The sequence below is a fragment of the Ornithinibacillus massiliensis genome, assembly GCF_018310345.1.
GTDB classification, from domain to species: Bacteria; Bacillota; Bacilli; order Bacillales; family Amphibacillaceae; genus Ornithinibacillus; species Ornithinibacillus massiliensis.
Window position 1 is genome coordinate 85,433 of record NZ_JAGXBY010000001.1, and the last position, 19,869, is coordinate 105,301.

The window sequence follows — 19,869 nt, forward strand, 5'->3', positions numbered from 1 at the left end:
GCGAGGTGAGAAAGGTAACAGAGGAAGAGTGTCAGTGCCCATTTTTAGTTGGGCGAGGAGAAAAAGGTAACAGAGGAGGAGTATCAGAGCCCATTTTCAGTTGAGCAAGCCGAAAAAGGTAACAGAGAAAGAGCATCAGTGCCCATATCAGGTTGAGCCGAGAAGAAAAAGTAACAGAGGAAGTATATTAGTACCTTTTTCCGGGGAAAAGAGGTGGTGATTCTGCACCAATCGTAGATAAGGGGAATGAAGTGATCGATAGGGTATTTTAATTAAATGAAGCTGTAGTGAAGGAAGAAGTAAAACATTAGAGGATCCCAAGTAGTGAATAAAAGCAGAGGTTAAGATTAACGTTTGAGAGCAGTAAGTAAGCAAATATCCTCATGTATGTTTTAAGGAAAGTGTTCCATACTAATGAATAATGTCTGGATGTAAAAGGAGAAGGACAAGTGGAACAATTTAATGGAATCGTATTTCATGGAGAAATTGAACATAATAGCTTCTATTTAACCCAAGTCAAGAATATTTCCACTGCATCAACCTTGTCTTTGGAACAGTTAGTTAAAATGGTTTCTTATTTAGATAGACAGAACGATTCTTGTTATATTACCGTAAATGATCAAGTTCCCATTTTGTTAAATGATGATGATATGAAAAATCTGCAAAGGGATCTAGAAGTAATCGTGAAGCAAATACATTAACATAGGAAGGAAGATTTGATGGGTAAAGATAAGAAAGAGTTAAATAAATCTAATGATGTGGCAGAAAAGTATTTTGATGTATCGGGATATCAGAGTAATAATCAAGCGGAAAAGGGTATGGCTATTACACATGAGCAAGCAACCGATGCATATACAGAAGGTACCATTGATGGCAGCATTGATCAGCTAGATGAGCAAGGGGAGTTAAAGAGTTATCACGGGGAGGAACTAGACAAGGATAATTTCTAGTAGAGATAATGCATATTATATGAAAAAAGGCTAAGTACCCTAATATAGGAACTTAGTCTTTTTGCTTACGGATCACGTACCTTATAGCGCCTATTATTCCAGGTATGAGAAATGCGATACCGAAGAATAAGGTAAGTAAATTGAGATGTGGTGTTTCATAATAGGTGAACCATTCTTTGAAAAAAGCAGCTTCCATGATGTTTCCCAAAAGTTTCCCATCCATATCACGATAATTAGGCATCCATCCAGTTGCTTCCAACGTGATAAAAATTAGTTGGGATAAGATAAATACACCAATGGAGGACACCCAACTCTCCCTCCAAAACGGCCGAGAATTTTGCTTCGTAACCAATTGCGTTCTCCCCCTTTATTCTCATAGTAGCAATACGACAGAATAAGATAAAAAGTTTCAAAATTCGTCTCCTATTGGTTAGGAACGATTGAATGCTGCTGTATGTAGTAGCGTTAAAAGGATTATCAGAGGCTGGGACATAACTAAAACAAAGGTAATAAAATACGAACAATCACTACATTAGCCCCGGAAATATACGGAGACTCCTGTGGGAGGAAAGGCATCGGTGAGACCCGGGAAGAGCTTTAGCTCTGAGGAGGCTCACCAGCCGCCACGGAAAGCGTAGTATATTTCCGGGGCGGCTTTGATGCGCTAACTTTCATGTTCGGTTTATCCTATGTTAGAAATAGCTATGTCCCAGCCTCAGTAAATTCTCTCCAGCTTGTGCATAAATTTTATACACAAGCTATTTTTACTACAAAACAATGTTGTGTATAACTAATTTTTTTATCTCTACTCAAATTATCCACATGTTAGTAAGTGGTGAGAGGATAAAATGAAAAAATATTATTGTGGATAAGTTTATTTTTGTCTGAAGTTGTGTTATTCTATTAAGTTAGTGACGGTAAAAATCCGTTGCTATACAATTGTGGATAAAAAATAGCGTTTATATAGATAGAAAATGTTAGTGGAGGTGAAAAGAATGTTGGAGACAGATACGATTACGGCGATTTCAACCCCGATAGGTGAGGGAGCAATTTCGATTGTTCGTTTAAGTGGACCAGATGCATTAGAAATAACGGATAAGATTTATCAAGGGAAAGATATTACGAAGGTAGATTCGCATACGATTCATTATGGTAAAATAATCGATCCAGAAACGAATGAAGTTGCGGAAGAGGTAATGGTAACCGTAATGCGTGGACCAAAAACCTTTACCCGTGAAGATGTAGTAGAAATTAATTGTCATGGTGGATTAGTTTCCGTTAATCGTGTGCTTGAAATTGTATTATCGCAGGGTGCGCGTTTAGCAGATCCTGGTGAGTTTACAAAACGTGCCTTTTTGAATGGACGTATTGATTTATCACAGGCTGAAGCGGTAATGGACTTGATTCGTGCCAAGACAGATAAAGCAATGAATGTAGCATTAAAGCAAATGGATGGCCGTTTATCTGCTTTAATTAAGAAATACCGCCAATCTTTATTGGAAACCGTCGCACATGTAGAGGTTAATATCGATTATCCAGAATATGATGATGTAGAAGAAATGTCTCATGAGATGATGCGACAAAAAACGAAAGAAGTGCATGGAGAGATAGAAGAGCTATTAAGTGTAGCTAAACAAGGAAAAATCCTTCGGGAAGGAATTGCTACTGCGATTATTGGTCGTCCAAACGTAGGTAAATCCTCCTTACTCAATGCATTAGTACAAGAAAACAAAGCGATTGTTACCGATATTCCAGGTACGACACGAGATATTATCGAGGAATATGTAAATGTACGAGGTATTCCTTTGCGCTTAGTCGATACCGCTGGAATTCGGGAGACAGAAGATATTGTAGAGCGAATTGGTGTGGAGCGTTCTCGCCAGGCCTTAAAAGAAGCGGATTTAATTCTATTTGTTTTAAATAATAATGAAGAATTGACCGAGGAAGATTTACGATTATTTGAGGCGGTTAAAGGGCTCGAATATATTGTGATTGTGAATAAAACAGACTTAGAGCAAAAGCTAAATATGGATGAAGTGCATGCATTAGTTGGTGATAAGAAAATTGTTACGACTTCCTTATTGAAGGAAGAGGGAATTGAGCAATTAGAATCAGCTATTGCAACGTCTTTCTTTGCGGGAGATATTGATTCAGGCGACTTAACCTATGTCTCTAATGCAAGACATATTCAGCTATTAAGACAGGCGAAACAAGCGTTAGAGGATGCGATGAATTCTCTGGAAATGGGAATGCCACTTGATATTGTTCAAATTGATGTGACAAGAACATGGGAGTTTTTAGGTGAAATTATTGGAGATACAGCAAGTGATAGTCTTATCGATCAACTCTTCTCGCAGTTTTGTTTAGGAAAATAGAGCTTGGAAGAAGCACTAATCTTACTGAATGATTATGAATGCTAAAATAACGAAAGGATGAACAGTTATGGTATATGATGCAGGGCGATATGATACGATTGTTGTCGGTGCAGGTCATGCAGGTGTTGAAGCTGGTCTTGCTGCTGCGAGAATGGGTGTAAAAACACTAATGCTGACGTTAAACCTTGATATGATTGCTTTTATGCCATGTAATCCATCAGTCGGTGGTCCAGCGAAAGGTATCGTGGTACGTGAAATCGATGCCTTAGGTGGGGAAATGGCTAAAACAATTGATAAAAGCTATATTCAAATGCGTATGCTAAACACAGGTAAAGGCCCTGCAGTTCAAGCATTACGCGCACAAGCAGATAAACCTATTTATATTAAAGAAATGAAGCAAACCCTTGAAAATCAAGAGAATCTTACCGTTCGTCAAGGAATGGTTGACTCTCTCATTATCGAGGACGGCATATGTAAAGGGGTTCTGACCGAAACCGGTGCTGCTTACCGTGCTGAAACAGTCATTATTACAACTGGTACATTTATGCGTGGAAAAGTATTAATGGGAGATTTAGAGTATGAAAGTGGACCAAATAACCAACGTCCATCTATTAAGCTTTCAGAGAATCTTGAAAAACTAGGAATCGAATTAACTCGATTCAAAACAGGTACACCACCACGAGTAAATAGCCATACGATTGATTATTCTAAGACAGAAATTCAACCAGGGGATGAGAAGCCTCAAGGTTTCTCTTATGAAACGACGAAGTTTATTACGGATCAAATTCCTTGCTGGTTAACGTATACGAATGAATTTACCCATAAAATTATTAATGAAAATCTAGGACTTTCTGCTATGTACTCCGGTGCTAAGCGTGGTACTGGACCTCGTTATTGTCCATCCATTGAGGACAAAATCGTGCGTTTCAATGATAAACCACGTCACCAAATTTTCCTTGAGCCAGAGGGTAGAGATACAGAAGAGGTATATGTGCAAGGACTATCTACGTCGTTACCTGAATCCGTACAGCATGATATTCTTCGTTCTATTCCAGGTTTAGAAAAAGCAGAAATGATGCGTCCTGGTTATGCGATTGAGTATGATGCTGTTGTACCAACTCAGCTATGGCCGACATTAGAGCTTAAGAAAATTCCTGGTCTTTATACAGCTGGGCAAATTAACGGTACTTCTGGTTATGAAGAAGCTGCTGCACAAGGTATTATGGCTGGTATTAATGCTGCAGCCAAAGTTCTAGGCAAAGACCCTGTTATATTAGATCGCTCCCAAGCGTATATCGGTGTGTTAATTGATGATTTAGTGACAAAAGGTACGAGAGAGCCTTACCGTCTATTAACATCTCGTGCAGAATATCGTCTATTATTACGTCATGATAATGCGGACTTACGTTTAACCGATATTGGCTATGAATTAGGCTTAATTTCGGAAGAGCGCTATAAGCAATTCGAATTGAAGAAACAACAAGTAGAAGCAGAAAAGAAACGTTTAAGCAAAATTACCATTAAACCAACTCCTGAAGTGCAAGCAATGCTAGAAGGAGCAAATGCTACACCATTAAAAGAGCCAATGAAGGCATATGATTTAATGAAGCGACCAGAGTTAAACTACGATTTAATCGATTCTGTGATAGAATCCGATGACTCACTTCCTGCTGATGTAAAAGAGCAAGTAGAAATACAAATTAAGTATGAAGGGTATATTAAGAAGGCGAATGAACAAGTGGAACGTATGAAGAAAATGGAAGATAAGAAAATTCCAGATGATCTTGATTACGATGCAATTAGTGGTCTTGCAACAGAAGCAAGACAAAAACTGAAAATGGTTCGTCCACTATCCGTTGGCCAAGCATCTCGCATTTCTGGTGTAAACCCTGCAGATATTTCTATTTTACTGGTTTACATTGAGCAAGGGAAAATAGCTAAAGTAGCCAATTAAATTTATTTCAAGGGTCAGACCTTTTGCGAGAGAAGGATACCTTCCTTGCTGTATTTAGATAAACTCGCATAAGAGTGCGTTTATCTAAAGGGTCTGACCTTATGTATACATAATGATGAATAAAGGAGTTAGTAAAAATGAATCCAACGCAATTCGCAGCTGAACTGGAGAAGCAGGGGATTGTTTTAACCGATCGGCAGTTAGAGCAGTTTCGAATTTATTTTGAAACGTTAGTAGAGTGGAATGAAAAAATTAATTTAACCGCATTGACGGCAGAAGAAGATGTCTATTTGAAGCATTTTTATGATTCCATATCAGCTGCCTTTTATCATGACTTCACTACAGCGCAACAGATTTGTGATGTCGGTGCAGGTGCTGGATTTCCAAGTATTCCATTGAAAATTTGTTTCCCACATTTGAAGGTAACGATTGTAGACTCCTTACAAAAGAGGATCGGCTTCCTTAATCATCTAGCTGCTCAATTGGAGTTAACCGATGTAGCATTCTACCATGATCGTGCAGAAACCTTTGGCAAGAATAGCAAGTTCCGGGAGTCATTTGATACGGTAATGGCAAGGGCGGTTGCGAGAATGTCCGTTTTAAGTGAATTATGTATTCCATTAGCGAAGAAAGATGGCGTGTTAATCGCGATGAAAGGTGCACAAGCTAATGAGGAGCTTCAAAGTGGAAAAACTGCCATCGAGGTTTTAGGGGGAGAGATAGAATCAACCCACACCTTTACATTACCAGAAGAGAATAGTGAGCGATCCATTGTGATTATTTCAAAGAAAAGACAAACACCAAAGAAATATCCACGTAAACCGGGGACACCTAATAAAGAACCAATCGAATAGGTTATAAAACAGGAAAATATCACTTTTCCTGTTTTTTTGTCGAAGGAGTATATCATTCATGTCCAAGCTTAATAGATTGTGATAAAATAGGCTTAGCGTTAATTCTATGGTAAACTAGAATAGATTTCGTGTAGGACATAGGCGAGAATATACATAGTTTCAGGCTACAATGTTTCACGTGAAACATTTCATATAGAGGAGAGATTTATAGATTATAGGTACAGAACTATTAATCTATCTTATAAAGATAAAGGTGGTGTCTGATGATGGTAAGTCCATTTAACCGCATATTTGGTATTGGTGAAAAGGAAAATGAAGTAGTTGAGGAAGAGAACTATCATCCAGATGAAGTCATACAGCTTCCAGTTAAACAGATTCAACCAAATAGGTATCAACCAAGATCCGTATTCAATGAAGAGAAGATAGAAGAACTAGCAAAGACAATTAATACGCACGGAATCATCCAACCTATTGTTGTTCGAAAAATAGATACGGATAGCTATGAGATTATTGCCGGAGAACGTCGTTGGAGAGCCGTTCAATTACTAGGCTGGGACAGTGTGTCTGCTATTATTCGCGATATGAATGATACGCAAACTGCGTCGGTAGCACTGATTGAAAACTTACAACGTGAGGAACTAACTGTAATTGAGGAAGCAATGGCCTATGCGAAGCTATTAGAGCTTCAAGAGCTGACACAAGAGGCATTAGCACAGCGACTAGGGAAAAACCAATCAACCATTGCGAACAAGCTTCGCCTGCTTAAGCTACCAGAGCCAATACAAGAAGCGTTATTACAAAAACTTATTACAGAGCGACACGCAAGAGCACTGATAAAATTAAAAGACGAAACACTTCAGTTGAAATTATTACAAGATATTATCGAACATGACTTAAATGTAAAGCAAACAGAAGAACGAATTGATACGATTAATAACGCAAAAGAAAAACCAAAGAAAAGAAAACCAAAATTAAAGGGTGTCAACAAAGATATCCGAATCGCCATGAACACGATTAGACAATCATTAAATATGGTGTCTGATACCGGAATCGACATAGAATCTGACGAGCAAGACTTAGATGATTATTATCAAATTACAATTAAAATACCAAAAAAGAAATAATCCCTTCCCCCATCTACTAAGATGGGGATTTTTATGGTTTGCTGGGAGGATTAGGAGGAAATGAGCAGATGTCATTCCTTTTACTGGAAGAAACTAGTCTATTCATCTAGTAAAACACTAGTATAATAGGCTTAATTCACTCATTTCCACAAAAAAAATAAAATTAATAGTTTTTAACTCCAAAAAAGTGATAAAATAAAAAGTATATTGTTTTAGGTAGGTGGAAAAATGGGGAAGATTATGTCTGTCGCTAACCAAAAGGGTGGCGTTGGAAAAACAACTTCATCAGTTAATCTAAGTGCCTGCTTAGCTCACTTAGGAAACAAAGTGTTGTTAGTAGACATAGATCCACAAGGTAATGCAACCAGTGGGGTTGGAGTTAATAAAGCCGATATGGATAAATGTGTATATAACGTGCTAGTAGAAGACCTACCAGCCCGTGAAGTTTGTGTACCAACTAATGTTGAAAATCTCGATATAATTCCTGCGACAATTCAGCTTGCAGGAGCAGAAATAGAATTAGTACCAACGATTTCGCGTGAAATAAGATTAAAAAAAGCGTTAGAAGAGGTAAAGGATGAATACGATTATATTATTATCGATTGTCCTCCATCACTTGGGCTATTAACATTGAACGCGTTAACGTCATCGGATTCCGTACTAATTCCAGTTCAATGCGAATATTACGCATTAGAAGGATTAAGCCAATTGTTAAATACAATTCGTTTAGTGCAAAAGCATTTAAATAAAGAGCTAATGATAGAAGGAGTACTTCTTACTATGCTTGATGCGAGAACTAATTTAGGTATTCAAGTAATTGAAGAAGTGAAAAAATACTTCCAAGACAAAGTCTATAATTCTATCATTCCAAGAAATGTACGGTTAGGCGAGGCACCAAGTCATGGCCAACCGATTATTACGTACGATCCAAAATCGAAAGGTGCAGAAGTTTATCTTGAATTAGCGAAGGAAGTGGTGGCTAATGGCACGAGGGTTGGGTAAAGGATTAGATGCATTTTTCCCAGAAATAGAGGAAAAATCGGATGATGTTGTTCAGCAATTGCCGATAAAGGACTGTAGACCAAATCCTTATCAGCCAAGAAAGACTTTTCATTCGGATTCTATTGAAGAATTAAAGGAATCAATCTTAGAATATGGCATTATTCAACCTTTAATTGTTCGAAAAAGCATTAAAGGCTACGAAATCGTTGTAGGGGAGAGACGTTTCCGAGCTGCTAAAGAAGCTGGATTAACCGAAATCCCTGCAGTTGTTAAAGAATTAACCGATGAAAAGATGATGGAATTAGCATTACTCGAAAACCTTCAGCGTGAAGATTTATCGCCAATCGAGGAAGGACAAGCGTATGCTAATTTAATGAAAGAGTTAAACATTACACAAGAAGAGCTAGCAAAACGACTCGGTAAAAGTCGCTCCCATATTGCGAATATGGTAAGACTACTAGGGTTGCCTGATCAAGTAATTGCATATATAAATAATGGTGAATTATCAATGGGCCATGGGCGTGCATTACTTGGGTTAAAGGATAAAGAAAGGCTAATCCCAATCGTTAATAAAATCCGTAGTGAAAAACTAAACGTTAGACAAGTTGAAAAACTGATCATTGCTTTAAATGAAAAGCCAGTTAAGAAAAAAGTAAAACCGAAAAAAGATATCTTTATTCAAGAAAGAGAATCTGTCCTTCGTGATAGGCTTGGAACGGCAGTGAGTATCCAACGTGGAAAACGTAAAGGAAAGATTGAAATTGAATTTTATACGGATGATGATCTAGATAGAATCATCGAAGTGTTAGAAGGGTAGGATATACCTTTCAAAGGACTAGGAGGTCATGCATCTCCAGTCCTTTTTCTATATTAGACAAACGAATAAATGACATAGTATGATAAAGGTCACATAAAATTGTTTCACGTGAAACAATTTTAGAAAGGATTAGTTTAGAAGAGTTCTAGCAGGAGAGAGGGTACATAGAATGGCGTTATTTGGTACATTAGTAAATGGAGCATTAATTGTTGTTGGTAGTTTATTAGGGTTAGTATTTACCAAAATTCCAGAGCGCTTTAAGGAAACCGTGATGCATGGGATTGGCTTAGCGGTCATATTAATTGGAATGCAAATGGCATTTTCAACTGAGGTTATTATTGTCGTGCTATTGAGCTTGCTGTCTGGTGCTATTATTGGTGAGCTTCTAAGGGTAGAGGATAAACTGAATCAGTTTGGAAATTGGATAGGAAGTAAATTTAGAACCAAGTCAGATAAGACTTCTGTGTCTCAAGGATTTGTGACGGCTTCCTTAATCTTTATAGTTGGTGCGATGGCGATTATAGGTGCCTTGGATAGTGGGATTCGAGGCGATCATGAAGTGTTAATAACCAAAGGCATCCTCGATGGCTTTGTAGCCCTTGTATTAACGAGTACACTCGGTATAGGTGTTGTACTATCCGTCGTTCCAGTCGTGGTATATCAGGGGGCTATTGCATTATTGGCTACCCAGATTGAACGATGGGTTCCAGACTACTTTTTAAACGGACTAATTGTGGAGTTAACAGCAGTTGGTGGTTTGCTAATTGTCGCAATAGGATTAAATATGTTAAAGGTTGTTCAAATTAGAGTAGGGAATCTATTACCTTCTATTATAACAGTAGGGGTAATCTATTATATCTATCAATTGTTTTAATATGTTCTAGATTACGTGTAAGTAGAAAATATATGGTCAAGGATAAAAAATCCTATCACAAGTGGCGTGGTAGGATTTTTTTTATCGAATAATTAAATTGGTTTCTTTTTTTGTTGTTGCATTAATACTGCTGGTGTAACATAGCTGGAGGTTAGTTGTTGATCTATGGTATCTATGACGTTTGCGATTTTTTTAGCCATCTCGACGACAATGGATAGTCTTGTGTTCTGTAACACAGAGTATTCCATAAAACCACTAATATTAACTACTCCAGTAATATGCACATCACCAATCGGCGGAAGAGGTTTGTTTAATGCTGCTCCTGGCTTTAATGCGCCTTCACAGGCAATGATTTGTCCGACAGAACTTGTCTTTCCTAAACAAGCATCCACAGCAATAATAAATGGGTGCTTATGCTGATTATGAATTAAGGTTATATAATCCTCTAAATTTGTCGCGTGGACTGGGTCATGCAATGTTCCATATACAGTCATATGCTTCAGCTTTTTATCCATCAAATAGGTACCGGTTAAAGGGCCTAGCGCATCACCTGTAGAACGATCGGTACCGACACAAACAACAATATATTCCTTTGGTATTTTAGGAAACCAGGATACGATTCGCTCAGGTATGGCGTCCATTAGGGTTGGGTCAGTATGTAACATCCTTATTGCTTCGTTTTTTTGTGATAAACGACTCTTTAGATTCATAGGTTCTCCTCCGCATACATATTGTTATTAGTATACGGATTAGATTTTTATTTTATACATGTGTAATCGTATAAAATTCTGTGTGTTACGGGACGGTTATATGTTAGAACATGTAGTTAATTCATAGGAATGTAATTGGGGGAGAAGCAATGTGGAAATCAGGATTTAAATGGATGTTTCTTATTATAGGGACAACCATTGGAGCAGGGTATGCATCAGGAAGGGAGCTATGGGAGTTTTTTGGCCATGGAAGTGGACTAGCTATTATGTTGTTTGTTATCTTTTTCTCCGTTTCGTGTTATGTTATCATGTCGATTAGCTATCATAAGCAGTCTACAGAGTATCGACCGGTATTACAAGTGATAGTGGGGGATAAGATATCACCTATTTATGACGTGATGATATTTCTGTATCTCTATACAACAACGGTTGTGATGATGTCTGGAAGTGGTGCAGCTGGACAGGCATTTAATCTTCCTTATTGGGTTGGGATCGTATTTATTGTGGTCATGCTTGTTTTACTTTTCTTTAGGGATATAAGTGGATTGCTATCTTTTAATCAAGTCATATTACCAATATTAATTATTGGACTACTATATGTACTATTTACATTCACCTTTGATCAGAGATTACATTTGTTCTCTCATTGGCATGAGCAATTTAACTGGACAGCAGCATTTCCGTTTACGGCTTTAAATGTCTTACCATTGATTGCGGTGCTTGGGGCGGTAGGGAATAAGATGACCTCCAAGAAGGAGATATGGATAGCAAGCCTTGGAAGTGGCGTAATTCTTGGGGTCGTTACTTATGTCTATAACAATAGTCTCATTCAAATCTCCGAACAAATTCTGTTATATGAAATTCCACTTTTTGCGATATTAAGTAATTATCCATTTTATATGGTAATATTTATGACTATCCTATTATGGTTTGCCATATTTACGACAGCAGCATCGGGTGTGTTAGGGTTAACGACTAGGCTCACAGGCTATTTTAAATTGCCATTTTGGTTGCTTGTTTTAGTAATATTAGCTACAATGATACCATTAACAACACTAGGATTTTCTACGTTAATCAGCATTTTATACCCACTGTACGGATTGCTTAACTTATATGTCTTAACTAGGTTATTGCTGTATCCGTTATGGGTAAAAAGAGACAAATAATCGATATTTCAAATAATATTTAATATAAGGGGCAGTACAAATGGTGGATAAGGATTTTCAATTACATGATGTTGTACAAATGAAAAAACCCCACCCATGCGGGGAGAATCGTTGGAAAATAATTCGAATGGGTATGGATATTCGAATTAAGTGTATGGGTTGTGAACATAGTGTTATGATTCCACGAAAAGAGTTTGCCAAGAAGCTAAAAAAAGTATTGGAAAGGGCTGCAAATTAAAGCTTTTTTATAGACGAAATTCCAAGAAAATGGTAAATTATTTCATAGATAGATAGAGAAAAGCATTAATAATAGGGTAAAAACGCAAAAATAGGCTTCAGCACGAAGCCTATTTTTGCGTTTTACTGGCTTGTCTTTTTTCATACGTAAATCTATAATTGAACTATTGAACGCGTTCTATATGAATGGAATCCTTAAGGAGTGGAATGAAATGGCTTTAACAGCAGGAATCGTCGGACTTCCAAACGTAGGAAAGTCTACATTATTTAATGCAATTACCCAAGCAGGAGCAGAAGCTGCAAACTATCCGTTTGCGACCATCGATCCTAATGTAGGCATGGTGGAAGTACCTGATGAGCGCTTAAATAAATTAACGGAATTAGTAAATCCGAAGAAAACTGTCCCAACAACATTTGAATTTACCGATATTGCCGGAATCGTTAAAGGTGCAAGTAAGGGGGAGGGACTAGGAAACCAATTCCTTTCACACATCCGCCAAGTAGATGCAATATGCCAGGTTGTTCGTTGCTTCGTGGACGAGAATATTACCCATGTATCGGGGAAAGTGGATCCGATTGATGATATCGAAATCATTAATTTGGAGCTTATTCTAGCAGACTTAGAGACAGTGAATAAACGGTATCAACGTGTCGAAAAGCTAGCAAAACAAAAGGATAAGGATGCACTAGTAGAATTTGAAGTGCTATCTAAGTTAAAAACAGGTCTGGAAGAAGAAAAGCCAGCTCGCGCAATTGAGTTTACAGAAGAGCAGCTAAAAATCGTAAAAGGGCTTCATTTACTAACTAGTAAGCCAATGCTCTATGTAGCCAATGTTGGGGAAGATGAAGTGGCAGATCCAGAATCGAATCCTAACGTACAAAAAGTGAAGGAATATGCTAGCAATGAAGGGGCAGAAGTAATTGTTATTTGTGCTCGAATTGAAGAGGAAATTTCGGAACTAGATCAAGAAGAGAAAGAAATGTTCCTAGATGAATTAGGTATTACAGAATCAGGGCTAGATAAGCTAATTAAAGCCTCTTACAGCTTATTAGGACTTGCGACATACTTTACAGCTGGAGAGCAAGAAGTGCGTGCTTGGACGTTCCGTAAAGGAATGAAAGCACCACAAGCTGCAGGGATTATTCATTCGGACTTTGAGCGTGGATTTATCCGAGCAGAAACGGTATCCTACGATGATTTAGTTGAAGCAGGATCTATGACTGTTGCACGTGAAAAAGGAAAAGTACGCCTAGAAGGAAAAGAATACATCGTAAAGGATGGCGATGTTATCCACTTCCGATTTAATGTGTAAAAAGTTTTTTAACATGGACTAGGTCAGATAGGAAATATAACGTAAAAAGGATTCTATCGAAGACTTGTTATTTCATATGAGGTTTGGTATAATACACTATTGTGAGTAATGAATTTTAAGATTACTCCTTGCTCTTATTGCGAAAGTTTACTTTCAAGAAATAAGGGCCGCTAAGACCAAAAGGAGGTGTAACGGATGAGAAAATATGAAATCATGTACATCATCCGCCCAGACATGGAAGAGGAAGCGCAAAAAGCTTTAATTGAGCGTTTCAATGGTATCTTAACTGATAATGGCGCGGAGATTGAAAAAGTTGAAGAAAAAGGCAAAAAACGCCTTGCATATGAAATCAACGATTACCGTGATGGATACTATGTTTTAATTAACTTCTCTGGCGATGAAAAATCAGTTAATGAATTTGATCGTTTAGCTAAGTTTTCTGAAGACATTATTCGTCACATTGCAGTTCGTATAGATGAATAATAATAAGGAGTGGTTCTGATGTTAAATCGTGTCGTACTTGTCGGCAGGTTAACGAAGGATCCTGATTTACGTTATACACCAAATGGAGTTGCGGTTGCCAATTTTACAGTAGCTGTAAATCGTCCTTTTTCTAACCAACAAGGAAATAGAGAAGCCGATTTCATTAACTGTGTTATTTGGAGAAGACCTGCAGAAACATTAGCTAACTATATGAAAAAGGGTAGCTTAATTGGTGTGGATGGAAGAATCCAAACGCGTTCTTTTGAAGGTCAGGATGGAAAAATGGTATATATCACAGAGGTTGTGGCTGATAGTGTACAGTTCTTAGAATCCAAAGGTTCTTCCCAAGGGCAAGGACGTGGAGGACAAGACTCTTATTCACCAGGATTCCAACAAAATCAGAACCAAAATAGAAACCAAAATCAGAATCAAAATCAATTTGAGGATGATCCATTTAAAGATAATGGAGAGCCAATTGATATTTCTGATGATGATTTACCATTCTGACCCCTGTTCACATGTGTAAGTAGCAAATTATGGTTACTTCCATCTGTATCAAGGGTTTTAGTGAAAACAAACTGTGTAAATATTATGTGTGTATAAGCGTATGACAATTAGATTATACGTAGTGTGTAAATTGTGTAAAAAAGTGTGTATATAAGAAGGATTTTTGTCAAACACCATCGAATCTTAATGTATAAGTGAAATGTCCGAAATAGTGTGTGGAGGACCTGTATAGATTATCTATGCATTCACTTAGTATTATGATAGGTGGTGTTTTTTTTATGCGCTCATATACAATAGGGAGAACAATGAAGGATAATGGACAACAATCGGTTGTTTTAGTGGATGAAGAGTTAAACATAGTAGAGGAGGTTGCTCTATTCTTGCAGTACCTTGAAGGTAAGGGGCTGGCATTTAATACCATAGAAAGTTATTGTAGAAGCTTAAAGGAATACTTTAAGTGGCTTTCCAAAAAAGATTTGAAGTTTTATGAAGTGAATAAGCGAAGTATTATCTCGTTTATTGAATTCATTAAATCAGAAGAAGTCGGAAAGAAAGAAGAAAAGTCAGCAAAGACAATAAATAAATACCTTGCAGCAGTTGCATCATTTTATAAATATTATGAAGCTGTTGGGGGATTTATAGATGATAACCCTATAACAGTGAAAAATAAGCTACAAAAGAATAAATATTATGTGCATACAGTAAAAAAAGATAATTTGAATATGAATCTGTTTAGGCAAAAAGAAGAGAAATCAAAGAATACCAAGAGATTATTTCTAAATCAAATTGAAATACTTTATGAAGGTATTGATGGTTTATCTAAAGATAATGAAATAGTTGCTAGAAACAAGCTTTTATTTAAATTTCTTTATGAAACTGGTTGTCGAATAGGAGAAGCTTTAGGATTACGTCTTATGGATTATAGTGAACTAAATCCAACAGAGCAGATAGGAACAATATATGTTAGAAGGCATCTGCCATCCTATCATAAGGATCACACTATTAAAACAAATGAAAGGGATATCCCTGTTTCGATGGATTTAATTTATTCGATTGATGATTATGTTTGTTCACACAGACCACAAAAGGATGAAATAGATACCATCTTTGTAAATCATGGTTTAACGAATGCTGGAATGTATATGACAAGAAATACAGCTGAAAAGGCTTTTAAAGCTTTATCAGATAATGTAGGAATAAAATGTACACCGCATATGTTAAGGCATACGCACGGTACTGAACTAAAAGAATGCGGTTACAGTGAAGTTTATATTATGGATTACATCTCTATATTAACAAATACAGGTTACTATTTCAAATAAATACACTTTTCAGAAAACAATATAAAAATACCTATTATAGTAAAGTTAAGAGCGTTATATAGAATTTTATTTATATTTAACATTTCAATTTATTAGCAAATTAAGTTATTATATTAAAGAGACAATTTACTAAGGGGGTTTTTTTTTTGTCTATTGTTTTAAGTGCAAGTAGAATAAGCAAAACATTTTCAAATGAACTGGAAGTTATAAAGCCAACTTCTTTCGAAATAGAAAAAGGAAAAATATATGTAATAGAAGGAAAGAGCGGTTCAGGTAAATCTACATTCTTAAGTATGTTAGCAGGTATTGAAGAGCCTACTTTAGGAAAGGTTTTTTATCGAGATCGCTCTTTGTATGACTTAAATGATAATGAACAGGCCAGGATACGGGGAGAATCGTTTGGATTTGTTTTTCAATCATTTCACTTAATCCCAGAATTATCAGTTAAAGAAAATATTGAATTACCCTTAATGTTTAATCAAAAAGATAATATATTTAAAACTCAATATCTCGCAGAGAGATTAGAGATTGAATATTTACTAGAAAAGAAGCCGCACCAACTATCTGGTGGGGAACAGCAACGAGTTGCAATAGCAAGAGCACTTATTACTTTACCTGAAATTATTTTTGCTGATGAACCGACAGGAAATCTTGATTATGCAACAACAAGAAAAGTTGTAGATTTACTTTGTCAATTATGTAGCGATTATAGATTAAGCTTAGTTATAGTCACACATGAAAAGAATTTAATTGAAAATCCTCATCATTTATATACAATGCAGAATGGAGAGTTAAAGGTGGAACGCACTAATGTTTAAATTAGGGTACAGACTTTTAATTTCACGAAAAAGTTGGTTCATTTTATTGGTAACAACCATAGCTATTGTGCTGGCCAGTATAATAGCTGTTTCTACAGCATCCGAGTCCATTAAAATCGGATTGAAAGAACAGGCCTATTCCGATTATGGGGAGCATACACTTGTCTTATTAGATTCTATTGAATCAAAAGAAACTCTTAACGCAAATGGAGATATAAAGAAAATTGGCGGAATAGGGATTATGGGTAATATCGAGCTAAGGGATGAGTTTATCGCAACAGTTGGAACCTTGGATAAGCAGGCTTTGGAGATGGGAAGAATTGAACTATTAAATGGCTCATTTCCTAATAGGGAAAATGAAGTCGCAATTGAATCTTCTTACTTATCATTAGTTGACAAAAACTGGAAGATAGGAGAAAAGAAGATATTAAAGATAAATAATAAGGAGTTAGAGTTGATATTATCGGGGATTGTTAAGGATTATTCAGCGAAGTGGACTGTTTCCAATAATGTTCAAAAAGGAGTTAATGATTTTCCAAATATTATTCTTTCAAATAAAAACAAATTAGAGATTGAATCTCAGAATTTCTTAGTTCGATTAAATGGGAATAATGGAAATATTGATTCTATGCAAGAAAAGTCTTCTGATTTTTTAGTAGATCATACTGGTTTTATTAATGAACGTCTATTTTATAACGGATTAACAAACTATCAGGAAATCGCAATAATATCGTTTGTTTTTCAAATAATAATTCTTTTAGGCTCTTTTGTTAGTATGTATTGTTTATTTTATTTTTTTAATATTAATCAGCAAAGAAAATTAGCTGTATTAAAAACTGTGGGATCGACCAATCTAAACTTGCTTAAATTGAACTTATATCAAATTTTTATTTTATTATTAATCGGTCTTTTTTTATCTTTACCATTGCTTTATTTCTTATATGTATGGATTATTAATAACACTTTCAATATTAGTAATCTAAATCTATCAAACATTTTATATATCATAGTGATAGTAGTTATTTGTATTGTTGGAGTATTTTACATTACTTTACATAGCTCTTATTTATCGATTAATTTTATTAAAGATAGCTCAATTAATACATTACTAAAAGAGCCTCATTCTAACAACATAAAAACTAATAAAATACCAATTAAAGTTAATGATTTCACCATGAGAAAAGTTCTGAATCAGCTGCAGACTAAGCCTAAGCATTCTCTATTAGTGATACTCACTCTAACTTTATCAATTTTAATCATTAACTTCTCTTTTTTTGTCGAAAAAGAGTCAGCTGGTATCTGGAATACGAAAATTGATTATTATTTAAATTCACAAGAGATTTATAGTTATGATGTAGTTAACAACCTAACTGTCTTACATCAAGAGGGATTAACTTTTTCTCCGGAAGTAGTCTATCAACTTGAAGAAGATCCGAGTATAAAGTATTTAGAAAAAACGCCCTTTATGGTAGATGTACATCCTTTATTAAAAAAGGATTTATTAAACAATGCCATTAAAAATTGGTTAATCGAAAATAATTTTAGCGATGTAACTTATTATGATGACTATATTATTCCTAACGTTAGATATGTTTTAGTTGATGAATCTGAGTTTTCAAAGTTATATCCAAATCTAGTATACGAAGACTTACTTGGAAAAGTTATTTTATATAACCCAGCTTATACACAAGAATTAGACTTAAATGAACTCAATGGAGAAGAATTAACCTTTATACAAAAAAAGAAAGAGGATTCAAGTTATAAGACGAAGAACTGGGACTTTGAAATATTAAATATGTATAATGGACCGTTTACCTTGGAAATCAGCGAATCAATTGATATACAGTATACGGATTTCGTTGTTGTTATGGCAGAAGAAACCGCTATTGATGAGGGGTTGTTTTCGGGATATAATGAAATATCCATTTATCTAGAAGACCAAATAGGTAGAAAAGATATTGAACAGCTCGAATCTGAATTGTCCGAAATTATCGCTCTTACACCAGGGAGCTTATACCAAAAGATTTCAACTCTTATAGAGGATGACAAACGTATATCGCTATTCGTTGGATATTTGGGAAAACTAGCTTATCTCATTTCAGTCATCTTATCGATTGTAAGTACAACTGTTATTATCTTTAGTAAGTATAGAATGACAAAAAAAGAATGGGGAATTTATCTAACACTAGGGATGAAGAAAAAGGAAATATATTATCTATTATTATTGGAAATGCTCTTTTATATAATTATAGCAACTATTTTATCTTTAATAGTATTTTCACTGACTCAACTTTTGGATAATTTATACCCTTATTTCTTCTACCTTCAATATTTTTGCTTGTCAGTCCTATTTATTTTATTTTTAATTATGATTGGATGGTATGTAATTGTAATAATAATCAAACATCAATCTATTTATTCTTTAATTCGGGAAGAAGAGTAAAACTAGGGTTTAAACAATTTTACATGTCTCATGTTAGAATGCCAATCATATTTTAAACTCAGAATGGGAGTGGGAGATTAGATGAAAAAAATATTCAGAATTGCTTTTAGTATAAGTTTCTTGTTTTATATAATTGCTTTGGTGTTTTTATTATTCTTAGATTCAAGAATTTATATTCGGCAAGACATATCGTTATTAAATTATATAAGGGAATCATCAAATTTAGTTCCATTTAAAACGATAACAACATATATTAAAGCTTTATTTGACCAAAGTATGAATATAGATATACCGATTAAAAATCTTGGGGGAAATTTAGTAATGTTTCTTCCACTGGGTATTTATCTTCCGCAATTCATAAATAAGTTAAGAGGAATAGGCCTGTTTTCAATTTTAATGGTAATGTTGTTCTTTATTATTGAAGTATTACAACTAATAACAAGAACAGGAAGTTTTGATATTGATGATTTCTTATTAAATATGTTTGGAGCTTTAATAGGATTTGGAATATGGAAATCAAAAGTTGTTCAGAGAATATTGAAATAGTGTTTATATAAACATTTCCCGAGATACCTAGATTATAATAACAAGGTGATGTGATTTATCATTGCCTTGTTATTTAAATAGTAAGATATAAAACAGGGTTATTGTTATCTGATGATTCTTAGCATACTAAAACTCATCGGGTCTTTCTAAGCCAAAGGATCAACTCTTCTGTATTAAGTTGAACCATTTGAATAGATAAAAGAAACTCCTTTTGTCTCGTTAATAATTGCATAGATAATTTTTAAAAGTTTTGACTCAAAAGGATTAAGTTAAAATAAAAAGCAATCAAATAATCTATTTATTAGGAATGAAGAAAGATTTCTTTTTTCCGAGTTCAAATAATATTTGACTTTACTCCTCTTTTTATATATCAT

The 19,869-nt window shown here is 35.3% G+C and carries 20 protein-coding genes; 18 read left to right on the top strand and 2 right to left on the bottom strand.

Going from position 1 to position 19,869, the window contains the following annotated elements:
* The first annotated feature begins 449 nt into the window (after positions 1–449).
* Both KGF86_RS00455 and KGF86_RS00460 read left to right on the top strand, forming a co-directional pair.
* Positions 450–701, top strand: a complete 252-nt coding sequence (locus tag KGF86_RS00455) for a hypothetical protein (RefSeq protein WP_211740797.1) — start codon at positions 450–452, stop codon at positions 699–701.
* Positions 702–719: 18 nt separating this feature from the next.
* Complete coding sequence (locus KGF86_RS00460) at positions 720–950, top strand: YozQ family protein (protein ID WP_186871057.1); 231 nt, start codon at positions 720–722, stop codon at positions 948–950.
* A gap of 52 nt (positions 951–1,002) precedes the next feature.
* Here the strand turns inward: KGF86_RS00460 and KGF86_RS00465 are convergent, their stop codons facing one another.
* Positions 1,003–1,302, bottom strand: coding sequence for a YfzA family protein (locus KGF86_RS00465; protein ID WP_186871056.1), 300 nt, complete (start codon positions 1,300–1,302; stop codon positions 1,003–1,005).
* Positions 1,303–1,945: 643 nt separating this feature from the next.
* Here KGF86_RS00465 and mnmE point away from each other — a divergent pair.
* The 7 genes from mnmE (at position 1,946) to KGF86_RS00500 (ending at position 9,950) form a co-directional block, all read left to right on the top strand.
* Complete coding sequence (gene mnmE / locus KGF86_RS00470; RefSeq protein WP_281413734.1) at positions 1,946–3,325, top strand: tRNA uridine-5-carboxymethylaminomethyl(34) synthesis GTPase MnmE; 1,380 nt, start codon at positions 1,946–1,948, stop codon at positions 3,323–3,325.
* A 67-nt stretch (positions 3,326–3,392) separates the two neighbouring features.
* Complete coding sequence (gene mnmG / locus KGF86_RS00475; protein ID WP_211740798.1) at positions 3,393–5,279, top strand: tRNA uridine-5-carboxymethylaminomethyl(34) synthesis enzyme MnmG; 1,887 nt, start codon at positions 3,393–3,395, stop codon at positions 5,277–5,279.
* 137 nt (positions 5,280–5,416) lie between these two features.
* Positions 5,417–6,133 carry a 16S rRNA (guanine(527)-N(7))-methyltransferase RsmG gene (gene rsmG, locus KGF86_RS00480; protein ID WP_211740799.1) on the top strand — a complete coding sequence of 239 codons (717 nt, stop codon included), beginning with the start codon at positions 5,417–5,419 and terminating at the stop codon, positions 6,131–6,133.
* Positions 6,134–6,399: 266 nt separating this feature from the next.
* The gene (gene noc / locus KGF86_RS00485; protein ID WP_211741189.1) at positions 6,400–7,257 is read left to right on the top strand and encodes a nucleoid occlusion protein; all 858 of its coding nucleotides are present in this window, start codon (positions 6,400–6,402) and stop codon (positions 7,255–7,257) included.
* 228 nt (positions 7,258–7,485) lie between these two features.
* Entirely contained in the window at positions 7,486–8,259 is a 774-nt protein-coding gene (locus KGF86_RS00490; RefSeq protein WP_186871220.1) for a ParA family protein, read from the top strand.
* Positions 8,240–9,076, top strand: coding sequence for a ParB/RepB/Spo0J family partition protein (locus KGF86_RS00495; protein WP_211740800.1), 837 nt, complete (start codon positions 8,240–8,242; stop codon positions 9,074–9,076). The genes KGF86_RS00490 and KGF86_RS00495 overlap by 20 nt, the downstream gene beginning before the upstream one ends.
* A gap of 169 nt (positions 9,077–9,245) precedes the next feature.
* Entirely contained in the window at positions 9,246–9,950 is a 705-nt protein-coding gene (locus KGF86_RS00500) for a DUF554 domain-containing protein (protein ID WP_211740801.1), read from the top strand.
* Between the two features lie 92 nt (positions 9,951–10,042).
* Here KGF86_RS00500 and yyaC read toward each other — a convergent pair whose 3' ends face one another.
* A complete protein-coding gene (gene yyaC, locus KGF86_RS00505) occupies positions 10,043–10,660 on the bottom strand; it encodes a spore protease YyaC (protein WP_211740802.1) in 618 nt (205 codons plus the stop codon).
* Between the two features lie 149 nt (positions 10,661–10,809).
* Here yyaC and KGF86_RS00510 point away from each other — a divergent pair, with 149 nt between their 5' ends.
* From KGF86_RS00510 to KGF86_RS00550, 9 genes are all read left to right on the top strand, one after another.
* Entirely contained in the window at positions 10,810–11,826 is a 1,017-nt protein-coding gene (locus KGF86_RS00510) for a YkvI family membrane protein (protein WP_211740803.1), read from the top strand.
* A gap of 40 nt (positions 11,827–11,866) precedes the next feature.
* Positions 11,867–12,064 (top strand): DUF951 domain-containing protein, encoded by a 198-nt coding sequence (locus KGF86_RS00515; protein ID WP_211740804.1) that lies wholly within the window; start codon positions 11,867–11,869, stop codon positions 12,062–12,064.
* 211 nt (positions 12,065–12,275) lie between these two features.
* Positions 12,276–13,376 (top strand): redox-regulated ATPase YchF, encoded by a 1,101-nt coding sequence (gene ychF / locus KGF86_RS00520; RefSeq protein WP_186871214.1) that lies wholly within the window; start codon positions 12,276–12,278, stop codon positions 13,374–13,376.
* Between the two features lie 195 nt (positions 13,377–13,571).
* Positions 13,572–13,859, top strand: a complete 288-nt coding sequence (gene rpsF / locus KGF86_RS00525; RefSeq protein WP_211740805.1) for a 30S ribosomal protein S6 — start codon at positions 13,572–13,574, stop codon at positions 13,857–13,859.
* A gap of 18 nt (positions 13,860–13,877) precedes the next feature.
* The gene (ssb, locus tag KGF86_RS00530) at positions 13,878–14,366 is read left to right on the top strand and encodes a single-stranded DNA-binding protein (protein WP_186871212.1); all 489 of its coding nucleotides are present in this window, start codon (positions 13,878–13,880) and stop codon (positions 14,364–14,366) included.
* Positions 14,367–14,644: 278 nt separating this feature from the next.
* Positions 14,645–15,688 carry a tyrosine-type recombinase/integrase gene (locus KGF86_RS00535; RefSeq protein WP_211740806.1) on the top strand — a complete coding sequence of 348 codons (1,044 nt, stop codon included), beginning with the start codon at positions 14,645–14,647 and terminating at the stop codon, positions 15,686–15,688.
* Between the two features lie 146 nt (positions 15,689–15,834).
* Positions 15,835–16,506, top strand: a complete 672-nt coding sequence (locus KGF86_RS00540) for an ABC transporter ATP-binding protein (RefSeq protein ID WP_211740807.1) — start codon at positions 15,835–15,837, stop codon at positions 16,504–16,506.
* The gene (locus tag KGF86_RS00545) at positions 16,499–18,949 is read left to right on the top strand and encodes an FtsX-like permease family protein (RefSeq protein WP_211740808.1); all 2,451 of its coding nucleotides are present in this window, start codon (positions 16,499–16,501) and stop codon (positions 18,947–18,949) included. Before KGF86_RS00540 ends, KGF86_RS00545 begins: the two co-directional genes overlap by 8 nt.
* A gap of 81 nt (positions 18,950–19,030) precedes the next feature.
* On the top strand, positions 19,031–19,495 hold the full coding sequence (locus tag KGF86_RS00550) for a VanZ family protein (protein ID WP_211740809.1): 465 nt from the start codon (positions 19,031–19,033) through the stop codon (positions 19,493–19,495).
* The last annotated feature ends 374 nt before the right edge of the window (positions 19,496–19,869 follow it).